At 76.4% G+C, this 17,628-nt stretch carries 17 protein-coding genes; 5 read left to right on the forward strand and 12 right to left on the reverse strand.

Features of this window, described 5'->3' with window-relative positions:
* Complete coding sequence (locus tag G3T38_RS03775; protein ID WP_163770760.1) at positions 1-1,011, reverse strand: ABC transporter ATP-binding protein; 1,011 nt, start codon at positions 1,009-1,011, stop codon at positions 1-3.
* Positions 1,012-1,114: 103 nt separating this feature from the next.
* On the opposite strand from G3T38_RS03775, the gene G3T38_RS03780 reads away from it, so the two are divergent.
* Positions 1,115-1,708 carry a mismatch-specific DNA-glycosylase gene (locus tag G3T38_RS03780; RefSeq protein WP_338037449.1) on the forward strand — a complete coding sequence of 198 codons (594 nt, stop codon included), beginning with the start codon at positions 1,115-1,117 and terminating at the stop codon, positions 1,706-1,708.
* A gap of 19 nt (positions 1,709-1,727) precedes the next feature.
* Here G3T38_RS03780 and G3T38_RS03785 read toward each other — a convergent pair whose 3' ends face one another.
* Together G3T38_RS03785 and G3T38_RS03790 are read right to left on the reverse strand one after the other, a co-directional pair.
* Positions 1,728-3,212 (reverse strand): GntP family permease, encoded by a 1,485-nt coding sequence (locus G3T38_RS03785; protein WP_163770762.1) that lies wholly within the window; start codon positions 3,210-3,212, stop codon positions 1,728-1,730.
* Entirely contained in the window at positions 3,209-3,757 is a 549-nt protein-coding gene (locus G3T38_RS03790; RefSeq protein WP_206675774.1) for a gluconokinase, read from the reverse strand. Before G3T38_RS03790 ends, G3T38_RS03785 begins: the two co-directional genes overlap by 4 nt.
* 127 nt (positions 3,758-3,884) lie before the next feature.
* Between G3T38_RS03790 and G3T38_RS03795 the strand changes: the two genes are divergently transcribed.
* Positions 3,885-4,640 (forward strand): FCD domain-containing protein, encoded by a 756-nt coding sequence (locus tag G3T38_RS03795; protein ID WP_163770763.1) that lies wholly within the window; start codon positions 3,885-3,887, stop codon positions 4,638-4,640.
* Positions 4,641-4,672: 32 nt separating this feature from the next.
* Here the strand turns inward: G3T38_RS03795 and G3T38_RS03800 are convergent, their stop codons facing one another.
* From G3T38_RS03800 to G3T38_RS03810, 3 genes are all read right to left on the reverse strand, one after another.
* Positions 4,673-5,659, reverse strand: a complete 987-nt coding sequence (locus tag G3T38_RS03800; protein ID WP_206675775.1) for a hypothetical protein — start codon at positions 5,657-5,659, stop codon at positions 4,673-4,675.
* Positions 5,660-5,799: 140 nt separating this feature from the next.
* Positions 5,800-6,882 carry a hypothetical protein gene (locus G3T38_RS03805; protein ID WP_163770764.1) on the reverse strand — a complete coding sequence of 361 codons (1,083 nt, stop codon included), beginning with the start codon at positions 6,880-6,882 and terminating at the stop codon, positions 5,800-5,802.
* Between the two features lie 104 nt (positions 6,883-6,986).
* Positions 6,987-7,901 carry a hypothetical protein gene (locus G3T38_RS03810; protein WP_163770765.1) on the reverse strand — a complete coding sequence of 305 codons (915 nt, stop codon included), beginning with the start codon at positions 7,899-7,901 and terminating at the stop codon, positions 6,987-6,989.
* Between the two features lie 251 nt (positions 7,902-8,152).
* Between G3T38_RS03810 and G3T38_RS03815 the strand changes: the two genes are divergently transcribed.
* Together G3T38_RS03815 and G3T38_RS03820 are read left to right on the forward strand one after the other, a co-directional pair.
* A complete protein-coding gene (locus G3T38_RS03815; RefSeq protein ID WP_163770766.1) occupies positions 8,153-8,599 on the forward strand; it encodes a VTT domain-containing protein in 447 nt (148 codons plus the stop codon).
* A 25-nt stretch (positions 8,600-8,624) separates the two neighbouring features.
* A complete protein-coding gene (locus G3T38_RS03820; protein ID WP_163770767.1) occupies positions 8,625-10,412 on the forward strand; it encodes a DUF429 domain-containing protein in 1,788 nt (595 codons plus the stop codon).
* Here G3T38_RS03820 and G3T38_RS03825 read toward each other — a convergent pair.
* Positions 10,409-10,870 (reverse strand): GNAT family N-acetyltransferase, encoded by a 462-nt coding sequence (locus G3T38_RS03825; RefSeq protein ID WP_338037450.1) that lies wholly within the window; start codon positions 10,868-10,870, stop codon positions 10,409-10,411. The genes G3T38_RS03820 and G3T38_RS03825 overlap by 4 nt on opposite strands.
* Complete coding sequence (gene tsaB, locus G3T38_RS03830; protein ID WP_163770768.1) at positions 10,867-11,499, reverse strand: tRNA (adenosine(37)-N6)-threonylcarbamoyltransferase complex dimerization subunit type 1 TsaB; 633 nt, start codon at positions 11,497-11,499, stop codon at positions 10,867-10,869. Before tsaB ends, G3T38_RS03825 begins: the two co-directional genes overlap by 4 nt.
* Positions 11,500-11,592: 93 nt before the next feature.
* On the opposite strand from tsaB, the gene G3T38_RS03835 reads away from it, so the two are divergent.
* Positions 11,593-12,957 (forward strand): hypothetical protein, encoded by a 1,365-nt coding sequence (locus G3T38_RS03835; protein ID WP_163770769.1) that lies wholly within the window; start codon positions 11,593-11,595, stop codon positions 12,955-12,957.
* Between the two features lie 27 nt (positions 12,958-12,984).
* Here the strand turns inward: G3T38_RS03835 and tsaE are convergent, their stop codons facing one another.
* From tsaE to G3T38_RS03855, 4 genes are read right to left on the reverse strand one after another with little or no spacing between them, the layout of a single operon-like run.
* Positions 12,985-13,917 (reverse strand): tRNA (adenosine(37)-N6)-threonylcarbamoyltransferase complex ATPase subunit type 1 TsaE, encoded by a 933-nt coding sequence (gene tsaE / locus G3T38_RS22465; RefSeq protein ID WP_338037451.1) that lies wholly within the window; start codon positions 13,915-13,917, stop codon positions 12,985-12,987.
* Entirely contained in the window at positions 13,910-14,959 is a 1,050-nt protein-coding gene (locus G3T38_RS03845) for an alpha/beta fold hydrolase (protein WP_163770770.1), read from the reverse strand. Before G3T38_RS03845 ends, tsaE begins: the two co-directional genes overlap by 8 nt.
* Complete coding sequence (gene alr / locus G3T38_RS03850; RefSeq protein ID WP_163770771.1) at positions 14,956-16,149, reverse strand: alanine racemase; 1,194 nt, start codon at positions 16,147-16,149, stop codon at positions 14,956-14,958. Before alr ends, G3T38_RS03845 begins: the two co-directional genes overlap by 4 nt.
* Before the next feature lie 43 nt (positions 16,150-16,192).
* Positions 16,193-17,617: an NAD(P)H-hydrate dehydratase gene (locus tag G3T38_RS03855; RefSeq protein WP_163770772.1), complete on the reverse strand. Its 1,425-nt coding sequence runs from the start codon at positions 17,615-17,617 to the stop codon at positions 16,193-16,195.
* Between the last annotated feature and the right edge of the window lie 11 nt (positions 17,618-17,628).

Genomic DNA, 17,628 nt, shown 5'->3' on the forward strand with positions numbered 1-17,628 from the left:
TCAGGCTCCCTTCGGGGTGGCGGGCGCGGTGGGCGCGTCCCGCCGGTCGTCGGTGCTGGAGTCGGCGATCGCGAGGAACACCTGCTCGAGGCTGGCGCTGCGGGCGTCGAGGCCCTCGAGGCGCACCTTCTCGTCGCGGGCCCAGTCGAGCAGCGCGGTCAGCGTGGCCTGGAGGTCGACGGTCTCGACGACGGTCCGCGGCTGCCCGTACGACGCGGGGTCGACCACGCCGCCCGCCAGCTGCTGCGGCAGCGCCCGCTCGAGGCGGTCGAAGGCGATCGTCGAGGGGTGGCCGTCGGCGATCTCGCCGGCGGTGCCGCTGCGCACGATGCGGCCGCCGTGCATGATCTCGAGCCGGTCGGCCAGGGTCTCGGCCTCCTCGAGGTAGTGCGTCGTGAGGAGCACGGTCGCCCCCGCCGCGCGGAGGCCGCGCACCAGGCGCCACACCTCACGGCGGCTCTCCGGGTCGAGGCCGGTCGTCGGCTCGTCGAGGAACACGAGCTCCGGGCGGCCCATGAGGGTGCACGCCAGGTCGAGCCGGCGCCGCTCGCCGCCCGAGAGGGCGCTCACCTTGACCGCGGCACGGGCGCCGAGGTCGAGCATCTCGAGCGCCTCGTCCACGGGCCGCGGGGTCGAGAGCGTCGAGTGCCACAGCCGGGCGGTCTCGGCGACGGTGAGGTCGCCGGAGAAGCCGCTCGTCTGCAGCAGCACGCCGGTGCGGCGCCGCACCGCGGCGCGGTCGGCGATGGGGTCGAGCCCGAGCACCCGCACGGTGCCGCCGCTGGCGCGGCCGAGGCCCTCCACGACCTCGAGGGTCGAGGTCTTGCCGGCGCCGTTGGTGCCGAGCAGGGCGGTGACGGTGCCGGTCGGCACGTCCAGGTCGACGCCGCGCACGGCCTCGAACGCCGCGGCGCCCTTGCCGTAGGTGCGCCGCAGGCCGCGGACCGAGATCGCGGCCCCCGTCCCGGCACCCGTGCCGGACGCGCTTCGGGTCTGCTCTGTCGTGGTCATGCCTCCATCGTGGTCCCCGGTCGACCCCTCGGGCAGTGCACGGCCGCACGCGTTCACCGGCGGTCCTCACGGGTCGCCGATGACATCTGTCATGCTCCGACGGGTGGCCCCACCGCGTCGTACGTTCACCCGCGCCGAGCTCGAGACCTACCGCGGGCAGGAGGTCCCCGACCTCCTGCCGGGCCCGGACGACCCGCCGCTGCGGCTCCTCTTCGTGGGGATCAACCCCGGCCTGTGGACCGCGGCGACCCAGACGCACTTCGCGCACCCGACGAACCGCTTCTACCCGGCGCTCCACGCCGCCGGCATCATCGAGCGGCCCATCGACCCCGCGGCCGGCATGACGGACGCCGACCGCGACCACCTGCGGTCCCGCGGGATCGGCATCACCAACGTCGTACGGCGCGCGACCGCCCGCGCCGACGAGCTGACCACCGCGGAGTACCGGGAGGGCGGGCAGCGGCTGCGCGACCTCGTGGAGCGGCTGTCCCCGCGGGTGGTGGCGGTGGCCGGGCTGACGGCGTACCGCAGCGCCTTCAAGGAGCCCCGCGCGACCGGCGGCCTGCAGGCCGACCCGTGGGGCGAGACCGAGGTGTGGGTCGTGCCGAACCCGAGCGGGCTCAACGCGCACGACACCCCGGCGACGCTGGCGGAGAAGTACGCCGCCGCCGCGCGCGCCGCCGGGGTGCTGGGCTAGCCGGTGCGGTGCCGGACCGCTAGATCACGAGGTCGGCGGCCAGCACGAGCACGAGGCCCGTCACCGACAGCACCGTCTCCATCGCCGACCACGTCTTGATGGTCTGGGGCACGTCGAGGCGGAAGTACTCCTTCACCAGCCAGAAGCCGGCGTCGTTGAGGTGGGAGAAGAACACCGACCCGGCGCCGATCGCCAGCACCATCAGCGAGACCTCGCCCGAGCTGAGGCCGTCCACGAGGCCCGCCATGAGCGACGAGGCGGTGACCGTCGCGATGGTCGCCGAGCCCGTCGCGAGGCGGATCAGCACGGCGAGCACCCAGGCGAGGAGCATGACCGAGACGTTGGCATCCTGCGCCCACTCGGCGAGCAGCGTGCCGACGCCCGTCGAGACGAGCACCTCCTTGAAGCCACCGCCGGCGGCGACGATGAGGAGGATCCCCGCGACCCCCGGCAGCGAGGACTCGACGCTGCGGCCGACCTGCTTCAGGTTCCAGCCCAGGCCGAGGCCGAAGGTCCACATGGCGACGAGCACCGCGATGAGGAGGGCGACGAACGGGGTGCCGAGCAGGTCGAACACGCGGTAGGCCGGGTTGTCCTCCGACAGCGCGATGTCGGAGATCGCCTTGCCCATCATGAGCAGGACGGGGAGCAGCACCGTGGCGACGGTGACGGCGAAGCCGGGTCGCCGGGCACCCTCGGGAGCCGTGTCGGAACCGGTCCCTCCGGGTCCCTCGCTGCCCGGCCCGTCGTCGTCCTTCGTGCCGGGGCCGGCGGGCGCGCCGACGGCAGCGGGGGCGGGCACCGGCACCCACCGGGCGGCGAGGATGCCGAACAGCGGTCCCGCGACGATGACGACCGGGATCGCGAACAGCACGCCGAGGCCCAACGTGATGCCGAGGTCGGCGCCGAGGTTGTCGATCGCCAGCAGCGGACCCGGGTGGGGCGGGACGAGCGCGTGCATCGCGGAGAGACCCGCGAGCGTCGGGATGCCGATCGCGACCAGCGACAGCTCGGCCCGGCGGGCGACGAGGTAGATGACCGGCATCAGCAGCACAAGGCCGATCTCGAAGAACATCGGCAGGCCGATGAGCGCGCCCACGCCGGCCATCGCCCACGGCAGCGCGCGGCGCGAGGACCGGCTGACGATGGTGTCGACCACCTGGTCGGCGCCGCCCGAGTCGGCGAGGAGCTTCGCGAACATCGCACCGAGGGCGATGAGCAGCCCGACGCTGGCGGTCGTGGAGCCGAAGCCGGTCGAGAAGACGGTCACCACGTGGGCGAGGTCGTAGGCGACCCCGTCCACCTGGGCGTCGGAGCCGATCGAGGCGATGCCGCCGACGGTGAAGCCGCCCAGCACGAGGGCGAGGAACGGGTGGAGCTTGACGACGGCGACGAGCACCACGACGACGGCGATGCCCGCGAGGCCCGCCCCGATGAGCTGGGCTCCGCCGTTGATCGGCTCGACGAGGTCGCCGGTGGCGGCGCTCGTGAAGGCGGCGCTCATCGGGCACCCCCGTCGGTGACCCCGTCGGTGACCCCGTCGGCGACCCAGCTGGCCGCGGCGGCCACGATGTCGTCGACCGGCTGCGCGACGTCGACGGCCACGCCGGCCTCGTCGGCGCCGAGGTCCTCGAGCGTCTCGAACTGCGAGTCGAGCAGGGAGGCCGGCATGAAGTGGCCGGGGCGGCTCGCCTGCCGGCGGGCGATCACGTCGCGGCTGCCCTCGAGGTGCACGAAGACCGCGGCGGGGGCGGCCTCGCGGATGAGGTCGCGGTAGGACCGCTTGAGCGCGGAGCAGGTCACCACTCCCCCGCTGGTGCCCGCGCGCTCGGCGAGCCAGCGGCCGATGGCCTCGAGCCAGGGGCGACGGTCGTCGTCGTCGAGCGCGTGGCCCGACGCCATCTTGTCGATGTTGGCCTGGGGGTGGAAGTCGTCGGCGTCGCCGAACGGCACGCGGAGCCGCTGCGCGAGGGCCGCGCCGACGGTCGACTTGCCCGACCCCGACACGCCCATCACCACGACGAGCGGTGGCTGGTCCTGCTGGCTCATGCGGTTCCTCCGTTCCCGGGCGCGCGTCTGTGCGCGCCGTCACACCAGTTGCCCCCCAGTGTGGGATGATTCATCAGTCGTTTACAAGACCGTAGCCGAAGAAATCTGATCTTTGAGGAGCGAATGCGTGAGCGCAGACCCCTCCCGTCCCGTCGGACCCCGCACCGGGACGGTCCTCGACGCCCTCGGACGGCGCATCACCCACGGCGACCTCCCGCCGGGCTCGGTGCTGCGGCTGGAGGACGTGGACGCGGCGTACGCGGTCTCCCGGTCCGTCTCCCGCGAGGCCGTGCAGGTGCTGACCTCGATGGGGCTCGTGACGTCGCGGCGGCGCGTCGGGATCACGGTCGCGGAGCGCGACTGCTGGAACGTCCTCGATCCCCGCCTCATCGTCTGGCGGCTCGACGGGCCGGAGCGCGACGCACAGCTGCGGAGCCTCTCGGAGCTGCGGGCCGGGTTCGAGCCGGCCGCGGCCGCGCTCGCTGCGGAGCGCGCCGACGCGGCGCAGGCCGCCACCCTCGCCTCCGCGGTGTCGGACATGACCGTCCACGCCCGGGCCCGCGACCTCGAGGCCTACCTCGAGGCGGACCAGCTCTTCCACCGCACGCTGCTGGCGGCGTCGGGCAACGAGATGTACGCCGCCCTCGCCCACGTCGTCGACGCCGTGCTCGCCGGCCGCACCCACCACGACCTCATGCCGGCCGACCCCGAGCCCGCGGCCATCGAGTGGCACGCGGACGTGGCCGACGCCGTACGCCGCGGGCGACCCGCCGACGCCGACGCCGCCATGCGACGGATCATCGCCGAGGCCACGGCGGCGCAGCAGGCCCGCGCGCTCGAGGGTCGGCCGGAGGACGGGACCGGGAGCGCGGTGGATCGCTGAGCCGACGGGTGCTCAGCGGACCACCGCGCTGATCAGGCCGCCCGCGCCGCGACGCAACCGGCGCCGCAGGGCGTGACCGCGCCCTCCCACCCCCGCTGCACCAGCAGCGCGCCGATCCGCTGCGCCGTGGCGCAGCCGCGGTCGAGGACCTGGCCGTAGGACAGCCGCACCGTCGCCCGGCCCTCCACGAGGCTGTCGAGGTCCCGCTCCATGTCGGCGTCGCGCTGGCGGGTCGTGTCGTGGTGGAGCCGCCCGTCGAGCTCGACGAGGAGCCCCTCGTAGGCGTTGTCCCGGTAGACCACCCCGCACCGCGACGTCCCGCGCTGCTGCCGCTCGGCGGCCGGCAGTCCGTGGGCGCGCTCGACGCGGTCGACGTAGGCCTGCTCGAGCACCGAGCAGGCGCCGTCCGCGACGTCGCGGAGCACGCCCACCCAGAAGGCCCGGTCCCGCACGCGCCGCCGTGCCTGGAGGGCGTCGGCGAGCTTGGCGGCGACGGTACGGCGCGCCTGCACCCCCGCGGCGAGGACGGCCAGTCCGTCGGTGCGCGACGCACAGCGGAGGGCGACCTCGACGCTGGCCTCCTCGTAGCGCTGCCGGGGTGGCCGCCGGTTCCACTGCACCGCGTCGTCGTCGAAGCGGGCGACCCGGTGGACGACGACGCCCCCGGCCGTGCGGAGCCCCCGCACCACGCGGTCACGCTCGACGGCGACGTGCAGGGGGCCCGCGTCGTCGTGGCCCCGGCGGCCCGGCCCCTCCGCCGCCCGCAGCGCCGAGATGCCGTGGAGCACCGCCGGGCGGGCGTGCAGCACGGCCGCCCACGCCCGCTGCTGCCAGGTCAGCGGGCCGGTGTGCGCGACGTACACGCCTGGGTGCACCACCACGAGCGCCTGCCGGGCGAGCCACCGACGGACCTGCCAGGCCGGTGCGCCGAGGTCATCGAGCAGCTGGGAGCGCGCGACGACGGAGTCCTGGTCGGCGAGGAGGGCGAGGACAGGGGCGGGCAGCGGAGCGGGAGGCACCGGTGCGTCGTTCCCCGCGTGGCGGGGCGTCGCACGGGGTTCGGCGAGGCTGTGGACAACCAGCACGGTGGATCGCTGAGCCGACGGGTGCTCAGCGGACCACCGCGCTGTCGGGAGCCGTCAGGAGCCGCCAGGAGCCGTCAGGGACGACCGGCGCCGAGCGCGCGGACGGCCGTGACCAGCGCCGCGACGACTCCGACGACGACGAGGCCGTACCCGACGTAGGTGAGCACGTCCGTGCCGGTCGAGTGCACCGACTGCGACGCCGCCTGGCCCGAGACGAAGGCGATGAGCGCCCCCACCCCGGCGAGGAAGGCGGCGATGACGAGGCCGTCGCGCAGCGACGAGCTCGCGGGGTCGCCGGCGCGCTCCGGGTGGCGCTGGGCGCGCTGCGGGACCTCGGGCACGGCCGCCGGCACGGGCGGGATCCCGGCCCGGCGCTCCTCCGCGAGGCGCGCCGCGCGGAGCCGGGACGACGAGGGCGGGTGGGACGACGCGCGGGGCCGCGGCGCGTGGGCCGCGGGGGCCGGCGGCACGGGCGGCACGTAGGACGCGGGGAAGGACGGGTACGACGCGGCCGTCGGCCGGACGGGCGCGAGCGGCACCTCCGGCGACGGCGGCGCGGGTGGCGCGGCCGAGCGGACGGTGGGCGGGCCGAACGGGCTCGGACCCGACCGCCCCCGCACCGCCACGGGCAGCTGTTCGGTCGGCGCCGCGGCAGCGACCGCGACCGCCGGGGTCGGGACCGGCGGCGGGGCGACGGGCGGGAGCACGACGGGGGCGGTGACGTGGGGGGCGGTGACGAGGGGGCCAGCGGGCGCGGCGACGGTGGGGGGCGGCACGTAGGACGCGTACGGCGCGTAGGACGCGTACGGCGCGGCAGCGGGGGCGGGTGCGTGCCCGGCGGCCCGCTGGGCGTGGAGCACCTGCTCGAAGGCGTCGCGGTCCCGCACGTCGGGGAAGGTGAGGCGCGCGGGCAGCAGGCCGTGGACGTGGAGCACGACACCGTTGAGCCCGACGAGCTCGAGCGAGGCGACGTCGGTGAACGGACGCGTCACCAGCCCGCCGTGCTCGCTCCACGTCAGGCCGGCCGACGAGGCGGCCAGCAGGCCCCGCACGCCGGATCGGTTGATGCGCCAGATGCGCCGGTCGGCCGGAAGACCGGCCACGGCCTCCCCGAGCCCCGGCACCCAGGCCTGGGCGGCGGCGTCGTCGATGTCCATGTGGGTTCTCCCTTCCCACGGCCATCGTGCGCCGAGGACGGGGCCGCGGGCGAGGGCTCCGAGCGACCCTGGACCCAATCTTGACGACGGCTTGAGGCCCCGGATCAGGGGCCGGCGGTGCCCGCCGCGCCGGGAGTGGCGGCGGACGTCGGCGGCGCCGTGGGCGCCGTCGAGGTGGTGCCGCCCGTGGGGGCGCTGGTCGCCCCCGAGGTGGGGGCGTCGGTGGTGGGCGCGCTCGTCGGGTCGTCCGTCGCCGGCTCGCTCGTGGGCTCGGAGGACCCGGTGGATCCCGGCTCCTGGGTCCCCGAGCTGCCCCCCGTCGTCGGCTGCGGCGACGGGTCGCGGTCGGTGTCCCCCGACCCGCCTCCCCCGCCGACGAGCTGCCCGACCGAGGTGCGGGAGCCACCGTCGGAGCCGCCCGTGAGGTCGGACGCGGACTTGCCCACGACGCCCTCGATCACCGTCAGCACGAGCATGGCCGCCACGAACAGCCCCGCGGCGGCGAGCCCGACCTTGGCCCAGGGCACGGAGGCGAGCAGGGAGCCGGCGTTCCGGTCGGCCCCGGTCGTCGCGGGCGGGGTCGTCGCGGGCGCAGTCGTCGCGGGCGCCGGCTCGGACTCGGACGCGGCGGTGACCGCGGCGAACGTGACCGTCGGCATGCTGCGCGGGTCGACCGGCTCGACGGGGTCCGGGGTCCCGACGATCTCCTCCGCCGGGGTGTCCACCACGAGCGTGGTGGTCTCGCCCTCGGGGCGTCGGCGCAGCGGCACCTGCACCTCGAGCACCTTCTGGCGGCTGCGCTCCAACGAGGTCGAGTAGAGCGTCGAGCTCACCGAGGCGATCACGCTGCCGAGCGCGGCGCCGGCCAGGGTGCCGACGGCACCGAGCGTGGACAGCAGGAACGCGGAGGACACCGCGGCCAGCGCACCGGCCACCAGCTTCACCCAGTCGAGGTCGAGCCGAGGCTTCTCCGGAGCGGCGGACGGGTCGTCAGGGGGACGGGGCGGTGGAGCAGACATCGCCGTCGATTATGCCGCCGCCGCTCAACCCGTCGCTCAACCCGCCGCGCACGCGCGCCCGCCCGGCACGAACTGTGCGCCTGGTGCAGCCCGGGCTCGACGCGACCGGCACCAGGTGAACATTTCCGTCGCCGGCCCCCAGCCCGCCACTCCCGCGCCCACCCCCGCGCCCACCCCCGCGCCCACCGGTGCGCCCGCCGGCCCGCCCCGCCGGTGCGCTCCCCGAAACGCGGGGCTGGTTCGATGGCCCCGTGTTCTCCGACCAGCCCGTCGCGATCGCGTTCGCCCTGCTGTGGCTGATCGCCACGCTGCGCGGGGGCGCGACGTACGGGCTGGGGCGTGCGCTCCGCGGCGCCTCGGGGCGCAGCGACCGGGCCGCCCGCCTGCTGGCGCGACCGGAGGTGGCGCGGGCGGAGGGCACGGTGCGGCGGTTCGGGGCGCCCGCGGTGACGCTCTGCTTCCTCACGGTGGGCGTGCAGACGGCGGTCAACGCGGCGGCGGGGCTGCTGCGGATGCCGCTGCGGCGCTACGTGCCCGCGCTCCTCCTGGGGGCGGCGGTCTGGGCGACGATCTACGTGACCGTGGGGGTCGCCGTGCTCACCGCGGTCTGGGGCGGCCACCCCGAGCTGCTCCTCGTCGCGCTGGTGGTCGTGGTGCTCGCCGTCGTGGTGGCGCGCGCCGTGCGTCGTCGCCTCTGAGCCCGCCGACTGGCAGGCTGTGCGCATGCACCTCGTCGGCGTCGACCTCGCGTGGGGCGAGCGGGCTCCCACCGGCATCGCCGTGCTCGACGAGCGCGGCCGCCTGCTGTCCACCGCGGCCGTCACGACGGACGACGAGATCGACGCGGTCGTCGCGCCGTACGTCGCCGGGGAGTGCGTCGTCGCCTTCGACGCCCCGCTGGTGGTGCGCAACGCCACGGGCACCCGGCCGGCGGAGAAGGCGCTCAACCAGGACTTCCGGGCCTTCGAGGCCGGCACCCACCCGACGAACCTGGGCAAGCCCGAGTTCGCCGACGGGCCACGAGCGGCGCGGCTGGCGAGGCGCTGGGGTCTCGACCTCGACCCGGACGCGACCGGTCGGCGGGCGCTGGAGGTCTACCCGCACGCGGCGACCGTGGCGCTGCTGCGGCTGGGGCGGACGCTGAAGTACAAGCAGAGCCGCGACCGCACCTTCTCCCAGATGCGCTCCGAGATGCTGCGCCTCACCGAGGGCCTCGAGCAGCTCGGCCGGGCGCGCACCCCGCTGCTCCTGCACCGCCGTCCCGTGTGGGAGGAGCTGGTCGCGCTCGTCGAGAACGCGGAGCGCAAGTCGGAGCTGCGGCTGGCGGAGGACCGGCTCGACGCGGTCGTCTGCGCCTACGTCGCGCTGCTCGCCGCGCGGGAGCCCGAGCGCCTGACGCGCTACGGCTCCGTGGAGGACGGCGTCATCGTCACCCCGACGCTGCCCGAGGGCCTCGAGCCCGCACCGCGGCGCACCCGGGCCGAGCGGGCGCAGGCCAAGGAGGTCGAGGCGTACGCCGCGCGCCTGCCCGCGACGCAGCACGCCACCGACCAGGCGGCGGCCCTCGTCACCGCCGCGCTCGACGACGCCGGCCTCAACTACCTGTCGGTGACGGCGCGGGCCAAGTCGGTCGCGTCGTTCGCCGCCAAGGCGGCGTCGCTCGAGGACGGGCACCCGCGCTACGCGGACGCGCTCGCCGAGATGGCCGACCAGATCGGCGTGCGCGTCGTGACCTACCTGGCCTCCGACGTGGAGGCCGTCGCGGACGTGCTCGGCGCCGAGCTGACCGTGCTCGGCGACCGTGACAAGGGGCTCGAGACGGCGCGGGCCGGGCGGTGGGGCTACTCCAGCCGCCACCTCGACCTCGCCCTGCCCGACGACGTGACCCCGACCCCGGGCACCGACGCGCTGCCCGGGCGGATCATCGAGGTGCAGATCCGCACGGCGCTGCAGCACGCGTGGGCCGAGTTCGAGCACGACATCCGCTACAAGGGCGAGGTGCCGCCCGAGCACGCCTCCGAGCTCGACCGCCGCTTCACGCTCGCCGCCGGGCTGCTCGAGCTCGCCGACCGCGAGTTCTCGACGATCCGCGACCAGCTGCGCGGCGACCAGGTCGCGGGCGGCGCGGCGAGCGGCGCCTGGGTCGCCGACGGGGACCGGGACCCGACCCGCGCGGACCGCCACCGGCTCAGCCCGGGCGACCTCGCGGCGTACCTCGCCGGCCGCTACCCCGGCGCCGGCTGGTCCCGCACCGACCACTACGAGTGGATCGCCGGGCTCCTCGCCGAGCTCGGCATCACCTCGGCGGCCGACCTCGCCGGCGCGATGGCGGACGTCGACAGCGAGGCCGTGACGGCCCGGATGGGCTACCGCTACCCCGCCGGCGCGGTCCGGCGGCTCGACGACGACCTGCTGGCGACGTACGGCGAGCGGTACGTCGAGCTGCCGGGCAACGCCCACCGCGTGGCGCTGCTGTCGTCGCGGCTGGCGAAGCTGACGAGCACCTCCTAGAGGGCGCGCTGGAGGACGAGGGCCGCGGCGTCGTCGCGGTAGTAGCGCGGGCGGCGGTGGATCTCGACGAATCCCCGGGCGGCGTAGAAGGCCGCAGCGCCCGTGTTGGCCTCGCTCACCTCGAGCAGCATCCGCTCGGCGCCCGCGGCGCGGGCCGCGCCGAGGAGGTGGGCGAGGAGCGCGGAGGCGACGCCGGTACGACGGAGGGTCGGGTCGACGCCGATCCGGAGCAGGTCGGCGAGGTCGCCCTGCACGCCGAGGACGGCGTAACCGGCCACCCCGGACCGATCGGCGGGGTCTTCGGCCACGAGCATCGCGCGACCGGGCGCCGACAGCTCGGCCCCGATCTGCTCCTCGCTCCAGGCGTCGCGGCCGAAGAGGTCGGCCTCGAGCAGGGCGACGCGGGCGACGTCGGCGGTCCGGGCGGGCCGCAGCACCCGGCTCGGCGGCTCGCTCACCGCTCGGCGCTGGCGACGGCGTCGGGACGGCGGAGGTAGAGCGGCTCCGGGTCGAGCAGCTCGGCGTGCTCGCCCGCCACGGCGCGGGCGAGCCAGGCGGCGTCGGGCTCGGTGGGGCCGACGGGCCGCGTGAAGGCGTCGGGGTAGAGCGCCGGGCCCGCGCCGACCACCGGCAGGTCGGTCGCGACGTCGGCGGGCTTCGTGACGGTGGGGCCGCTGAGGCGGGTGCTGGTCTCGTCGTAGGAGGCCAGGTAGACCTCCTTGCGCCGCGCGTCGGTGGCGACGAGGAAGGGCTCGGCCACGGCCCCCGTGGCGACGGCCTCGACGGCGAGCGCGTCGAGCGAGCACACGCCGTACACGGGCAGGTCGAGCACGTAGCCGAGCGTGCGCGCCGTGACCAGCCCGACGCGGAGACCGGTGAACGGTCCGGGACCGACGCCGACCACGAGCGCCGTGAGGTCGAGGCGGTCGAGACCGGCGTCCCGCAGGCAGCCGTCGACGAGCGGGGCGAGCTGCTCGCCGTGCTTCATCGGCCGCTCGGCGACCCCGGAGGCGAGCACGGTGTCGGTGTCGGCGTCGTAGACCGCGGCGCACACCCGCGGCGTCGCGGTGTCGAAGGCGAGGAGCACCCGACGAGGTTAGGACAACCCCGCGGGGGAAGAACGGTCGCGGTCGTCGGGAGGGCGGCGAGCGGGGATCACGGGGACATCGATGGGAGCAGCATGAGCAAGCGGGACTGGTCGTCGTTCGAGCCCGAGCCGCAGGACGTGGGCACCTTCGCCCGCGCCGTGGCCGGCACACCGGCCGAGGGCTGGTGGGACGACTACGCGACGGTCGAGGACACCGACGCCTACGCCGCGCCCGAGGGGTGGATCGTCCAGCTCGTCGAGGCCCGCACCAGCGACGCCGACGAGGCGCACGACTTCGCGGACCTCGCCGAGGCCGCGTTGCGGGCCGAGCTGGGGACACCGGAGGAGCGGGCGGCGGTGCACGGCTACACCGACGCCACCTGGATCGACGCCGTCGCGGTGGCGCTCGGCGCGGGGCAGGTGCTCGTCTGGCCGGTCGAGGACGCCGCCGTCGCGCTCCTGCGGGTGGGCGTGGGCGACCGCCTCGACGTGTGGTTGGTGACCGCGCTCGGCGCTGCTGCGAGCGCGACCCTGCCAGCGCTGCTGCCCCCGGAGCGCGACGGCGCCCCGACCTTCGACGAGCTGCCCGACGAGCTGGCGCGCACCTTCCGGTGGCTGGCGCGTCGCCGCCTGCCCGTCGGCGTCGAGCCGGGCGGCTCTCTCGACGGGTGGTTCCCCGAGGGCACGGACCCCGCCGCCCTCGAGCGGCTCCGCCCGCTCGTGCAGCTCGACGGGACGGGCTCGGTCGGCGCGCTGTGGCGGGCCGACGACGGGCGCGACCTCGTGGTCGCGCTGGGCAGCGAGGGCGACCGGTTCGTCGTCGCCGACTCGGTGCTCGACCTGGTGCGGCTGATGGCGGTGGGCTACGAGGAGCTCGACCGGCCCAGCGGTCCGCCCGTCACGCCCTTCGGGGTGCTGCGCGCCGCCGAGCTGCGGGCGTGGGTCGAGGAGTCCTTCGGCGTCGACGTCCCCCGGGAGTGGGTGTCCGGCGGCCCCGACGAGTTCAGCGCCTGGCTGGACGCGGTGCTCGGCGAGGACACCACGCCCGCCGAGCCCCCGGCGGGGATGCCCGAGGGCGCCCTGGGCGGTGACGTCGACGTGCTGCTCGGCGCCCTGGGCACCGCCGACGCCGTGCAGCGGATCGCCTACCTGCTCGCGCTACCGGCGGAGACGACCCAGCGTGACCTCGAGGCCCTGGGCGTCGAGATCGACCTCGGCCGGTCGGGCGCGCGGACCATCTGGGTGGACCCCCTCGACTACCCCCGGGCAGGGCAGCTGTTCGACGGCCTCGACGTCGACACGTCGGACTTCGACACCGTGGTCGCCCGGTGGGGCACACCGGAGAAGGCCGGGCCGGACGGCGGCTGGGCGCGCTACGTCGTCGGCGGCCGCTACCTCCACCTCGAGGTCGCCTCCGACGGGATCGGGCGCGTCACGCTCATGACCGACGCGCCCTGAGCCGGGTGCGTCCAGCTCGACGCCGCGTCAGGCCAGGGCAGTCGCCACGTCGACGTCGGCCCACCGCGCGCCGTACCCGGTCACGCGGACCAGCCGGACGTCGTCCGTGTCGTTGCGCTCGATGACCACCTCGAGGCGGTCGTCGGCGAGCTGCTCGGCGAGGCCGGCGCCCCACTCGACGACGGTGACGGCGTCCTCCAGCGACGTGTCGAGGTCGAGGTCGTCGAGCTCCGCCGCGCCGCCGAGCCGGTAGGCGTCGACGTGGACGAGCTCGGGACCGCCGACGGTCGACGGGTGCACCCGCGCGATGACGAAGGTCGGGGACGTCACGTCCCCGCGCACGCCCAGCCCCGCCCCCAGGCCCTGCGTGAACGTGGTCTTGCCCGCCCCGAGACCCCCCGTGAGCACGAGGAGGTCCCCGGCGCGCAGCAACCCGGCGAGCCGCCGGCCGAGGTCGCGCATGGCGTCCGCGTCGGGCACGACGAGGGACGGCGGGCGCACCATCTCGACGTACGGCGCCGTCCGTCCCACCTCGACGAAGCCGTGGCCCGCCCAGAACGCCTGGGCGCGCGGCAGCTCCTCGCGGGCGAGCACCGCGACCTCCCGGCCCGGGGTTGTCGCGATGACCGTCTCGACCATGCGGGCGCCGACGCCGTGGGCCTGCCAGGCCGGTACGACGCCGAACCGCCGCACCCAGACCCGGCCCTGCGCGGGCTCGGGGTCGAGCACGAGCGCCCCGACGGGGTGGCCGTCGCCCTCGGCGAGCAGGCCTCCCCCGGCGGCGAGCGCCCCGGCGATCGAGTCGACGGTCTCCGCGAGGGCGGCCGTCGGCGGGTCGAGGGCCGGACGCGCGGCGAAGGCGGCGCGGACGACGGCGTGCACGGCGGCGGCCCCCTCCGGACCGACCCGCCGCACCGTCACGGGCTGCACGGGCTGCACGGGCTGCTGGGCCTCAGGCACGGTGCTGCACCGCCGCGATGAGGTCGTCGAGCGCCTCGTCGACCACGACGTGCCGTTCCATGATCACCATGTGGCCGGCGTCCTCGACCTCGACGAGGCGCGAGCCGTCGATGTGGGCGTGGAGCTTGCGGGCGTGGCCGATGCTGGTCAGGCGGTCCCCGGTGCCGCAGACGATCGTCGTCGGCACCTTCTCGAGGGCGTGCACGACGGAGAACTTGTCGAGGCTGCCGAACGCGGGGAAGAACTGCGCGAGCACCTCGAAGGGCGTGCGGCTGAGCATGTCGTCGACGAACGCGACGTAGGTCTCCGGGACGTCGCTGCCGAACGCGAACCGGTCGGTGCCGACCATGGCGAGGTTCTTGCCGACCTTCCGGAACCCGTCGACGACGCGGTGGCCGCGCGACAGGCCGGCGACGAACCGCAGCGACAGCGGCCCGCCGAACGCCTTGGGCACCATCGGCAGCAGCGCCCGGGTCGGGTCGAGACCGCCGGCGGTCGTCGCGATGAGCCCCACGCCCACCACCCGGTCGCCGAACAGCTCGGGGTGCGCCTCGGCGAGCGCGATGATGCTCATGCCGCCCATGGAGTGACCGACGAGCACGACCTCCTCGTCGGGCGCGACGTGGTCGAGCACCGTCAGCAGGTCGGCGCCGAGCTGCTCGATGGTCGCGTGCTCGGCGTCGGAACGGCCCGAGCGGCCGTGGGAGCGCTGGTCGTAGAACACGGTGCGCACCTGGCCCCGGTAGGCCGCGCGCTGGAAGTGCCAGCAGTCGAGGTTGAGGGCGTACCCGTGGACGAACACCAGGGTGGGCGCGACGCCCCGGGCCGCCGGGTCGGGCTCGTCGACCTCGACGTGGAGCGCCACCCCGTCGTCGGCCACGACCGTCAGCGCGGGCGAGCGCAGCGAGCCGAAGGCCACCGCCTCCCCGGCGTCGCGGTGGGCGATGACGCGGCGCTGGTGCACCAGGCCCGCGGCCCCGCCCGCCAGGGCGACACCGGCCGCACCCGCGGCCAGGCCCGCGATCGCACGTCCGAGCTTCACCGGTCCCCTCCGTCCGTACCCTCGGTCGAGCCGTCCACGTGCACCCGCCGCGCCCGGCCGCGGAACCGCGTGACGACCTCGTAGTCGATCGTCCCGCAGGCCCGCGCCCAGTCGAGGGCCGTCGGCTCGCCGTCGCGGCCCGGCCCGAACAGCACCACGGGCGTGCCCGGCGGGAAGTTCTCGCCGTCGAGGTCGACGACGAGCTGGTCCATGCAGACCCGTCCGCGCACCGGCCGGCGGCGCCCGCCGACGAGCACCTCGGCGGCCTGGTCCGTCCCGACGCCGGCCGCGGCGTGCCGCGGCACCCCGTCGCCGTACCCCAGCGGCACGAGACCGACCGTCGTCGCCGCGGGCGCGACCCAGGTGTGGCCGTAGGAGACGCCGTCGCCCGCGGCCAGCGGCTTGCTCAGCACCAGCGGCGCGCGCACCGTCATGGCCGGCACCAGGTCGGGGCGCCCGCCCGGGAAGGCGGCGTCGGGGACGTCGGGCGCGGGGTCGATGCCGTACGACGCGATCCCGCACCGCACGAGGTCGAAGTGCGCCGAGGGGCGGAGGAGGGCCGCGGCGGAGTTGGCGAGGTGGCGCACCTCGGGCTCGAGGCCCGCGGCTGCGGCGACGTCGAGCGCCGCCCGGAACACGGCCTCCTGCGCGTCGTTGGCGGGATGGGTCGGTTCCTCGGCGGCCGCGAAGTGGGACCAGATGCCGGTCACCCGCACCGTCCCGGCCTCCTCGGCGGCCCGGGCGGCGGCGACCAGGTCGGGCCAGTCCGCGGGGAGCGCCCCGCCGCGGCGCAGGCCCGTGTCGACCTTCAGCTGGAGCCGGGCGGGCCGACCGGCGCGGGAGACCGCCGCGACGACGGCCGCGACCTCGTCGGGCGAGTACGCCGTGAGGTCCACCCCGGCGGCCACGAGCGGCGCGAGGTCGTCGGCCGGCACGGAGAGCCAGCAGAGCAGCGGCCCGGTGTCGCCCGCGGCGCGCAGCGCCAGCGCCTCGGCGGGCGTGGCGACGCCCAGCCAGTCGGTGCCGGCCCGCCGCGCGGCCCGGGCGACCTCGACCATGCCGTGGCCGTAGCCGTCGGCCTTCACCACGGTCATCATGCGCGCGGGGGCGACGCGGGCGCGCAGCACGGCGACGTCGTGCCGCACCGCTGCGAGGTCCACGACGACCTCGGGACGGTCGACGGCGTTCACGGAGGAGATTGTGGCAGGCGCGCCGAGCCCCGATCAGGCGCGGTCAGGTCAGCAGGTCGCGGACGACCTCGGGGATCGCCGCGGCGACCTGGGTCGCCACGACGGGGCCGCCCTGGCTGGCGTAGGTCGCGGCCGCGCCGTGCAGCCACGCGCCGACCGACGCCGCGTCGTACGGCGCGAGCCCGCCCGCCAGCAGGGCGCCGATGAGCCCGGCGAGCACGTCCCCGGCCCCGGCCGTGGCCAGCCACGGGGTGCTGCTCGTGTTGACGCGCACCCGGCCGTCGGGATGGGCCACGACGCTGTGGCTGCCCTTGAGGAGCACCACCGCGTCGTACCGCTCCGCGGCGCGGCGGGCGGAGGCGAGCTGGTCGGCCTCGACCTCGGCGCGCTCCACGTCGAGCAGGGCCGCGAGCTCGCCGGCGTGGGGCGTCAGCACGGCGGGGACGGGCTCCCCGCCCTCCCGGCGCACCGGGGCGTCGAGGTGGCGCAGCGCCTCGGCGTCGACGACGAGCGGCACCTCGTCGGCCAGCGCGGCGCGGAGGGCGGCGCCCGCGCGGTTGTCGCCGCCCGAGCCGACCGTCCAGGCCTGCACCCGACCGACGCCCACGACCTCCGGGTGCGCCTCCCGCACCCGGTCGAGCACGGTCGGGTCGCCGACGTAGCGCACCATCCCCACCAGCCCGCTCGCCGCGCCCGCGACGGCCAGCAGGCCGGCGCCCGGGTAGCGGCCCGAGCCGGCGCGGACGCCGACGACGCCGCGGGAGTACTTGTGCGACGCCGGCGTCGGCCGCGGCAGCAGCGCCGCGACGTCCGCCGCCTGCAGGGCCTCGACGGCCGGGGCCGGCAGGTGGGGCGCGAGACCGATGTCGACCAGCTGCACGACGCCGCACGCGCGGGCGGCCGGGTCGACGAGGTGGGCGACCTTGTGGGTGCCGAAGGTGACGGTGACGTCGGCGCGCACGTGCGCGTCCTCGGGGGTCCGGCCGGTGTCCACCTCGACGCCGCTGGGCACGTCGACGGCCACGACGGTCACCCCGGAACCGGCGGGCGCGTGGGCCTCGAGCGCGGCGACCGTGTCGTCCCGCAGCCCCGGGCGGCCGCCGATCCCGACGATCCCGTCCACCACCAGGTCGGGCAGCTCGCGGGGGGCGGCGGTCCCGCGGCGTACCCGGCCGCCGGCGGCCCGCAGCGCCGCCAGGCCCGCCTCGTGGGGCGACTCCGTCAGCAGCACCGCGTCGACCGCGGCGCCCCGCCGGGCCAGGAGCGCCCCCGCGAACAGCGCGTCGCCGCCGTTGTCGCCGCCGCCGACGAGCAGCGTGACGCGGCGACCGTAGGCGCCGTCGAGCAGCGCCAGCACGGCGTGGGCGAGGCCCGACGCGGCCCGCTGCATCAACGCCCCGGGCGGCAGCCCCGCCATCAGGGCCTCCTCGGCGGCTCGGACCTGGGCCTCGGTGTGGGCGGCACGCATGACGTCGACCC

Source organism: Nocardioides zeae (assembly GCF_010686755.1).
GTDB lineage: Bacteria > Actinomycetota > Actinomycetes > Propionibacteriales > Nocardioidaceae > Nocardioides > Nocardioides zeae.

Coding starts and splice junctions, on each gene's coding strand:
- G3T38_RS03785 (WP_163770762.1), bottom strand. CDS start 3,212: ATGAGCGCCGCCTTCACGAGCGCCGCCACCGGCGACCTCGTCGAGCCG.
- G3T38_RS03775 (WP_163770760.1), bottom strand. CDS start 1,011: ATGACCACGACAGAGCAGACCCGAAGCGCGTCCGGCACGGGTGCCGGG.
- G3T38_RS03810 (WP_163770765.1), bottom strand. CDS start 7,901: ATGTCTGCTCCACCGCCCCGTCCCCCTGACGACCCGTCCGCCGCTCCG.
- G3T38_RS03820 (WP_163770767.1), top strand. CDS start 8,625: ATGCACCTCGTCGGCGTCGACCTCGCGTGGGGCGAGCGGGCTCCCACC.
- G3T38_RS03790 (WP_206675774.1), bottom strand. CDS start 3,757: ATGAGCCAGCAGGACCAGCCACCGCTCGTCGTGGTGATGGGCGTGTCG.
- G3T38_RS03835 (WP_163770769.1), top strand. CDS start 11,593: ATGAGCAAGCGGGACTGGTCGTCGTTCGAGCCCGAGCCGCAGGACGTG.
- G3T38_RS03855 (WP_163770772.1), bottom strand. CDS start 17,617: ATGCGTGCCGCCCACACCGAGGCCCAGGTCCGAGCCGCCGAGGAGGCC.
- G3T38_RS03805 (WP_163770764.1), bottom strand. CDS start 6,882: ATGGACATCGACGACGCCGCCGCCCAGGCCTGGGTGCCGGGGCTCGGG.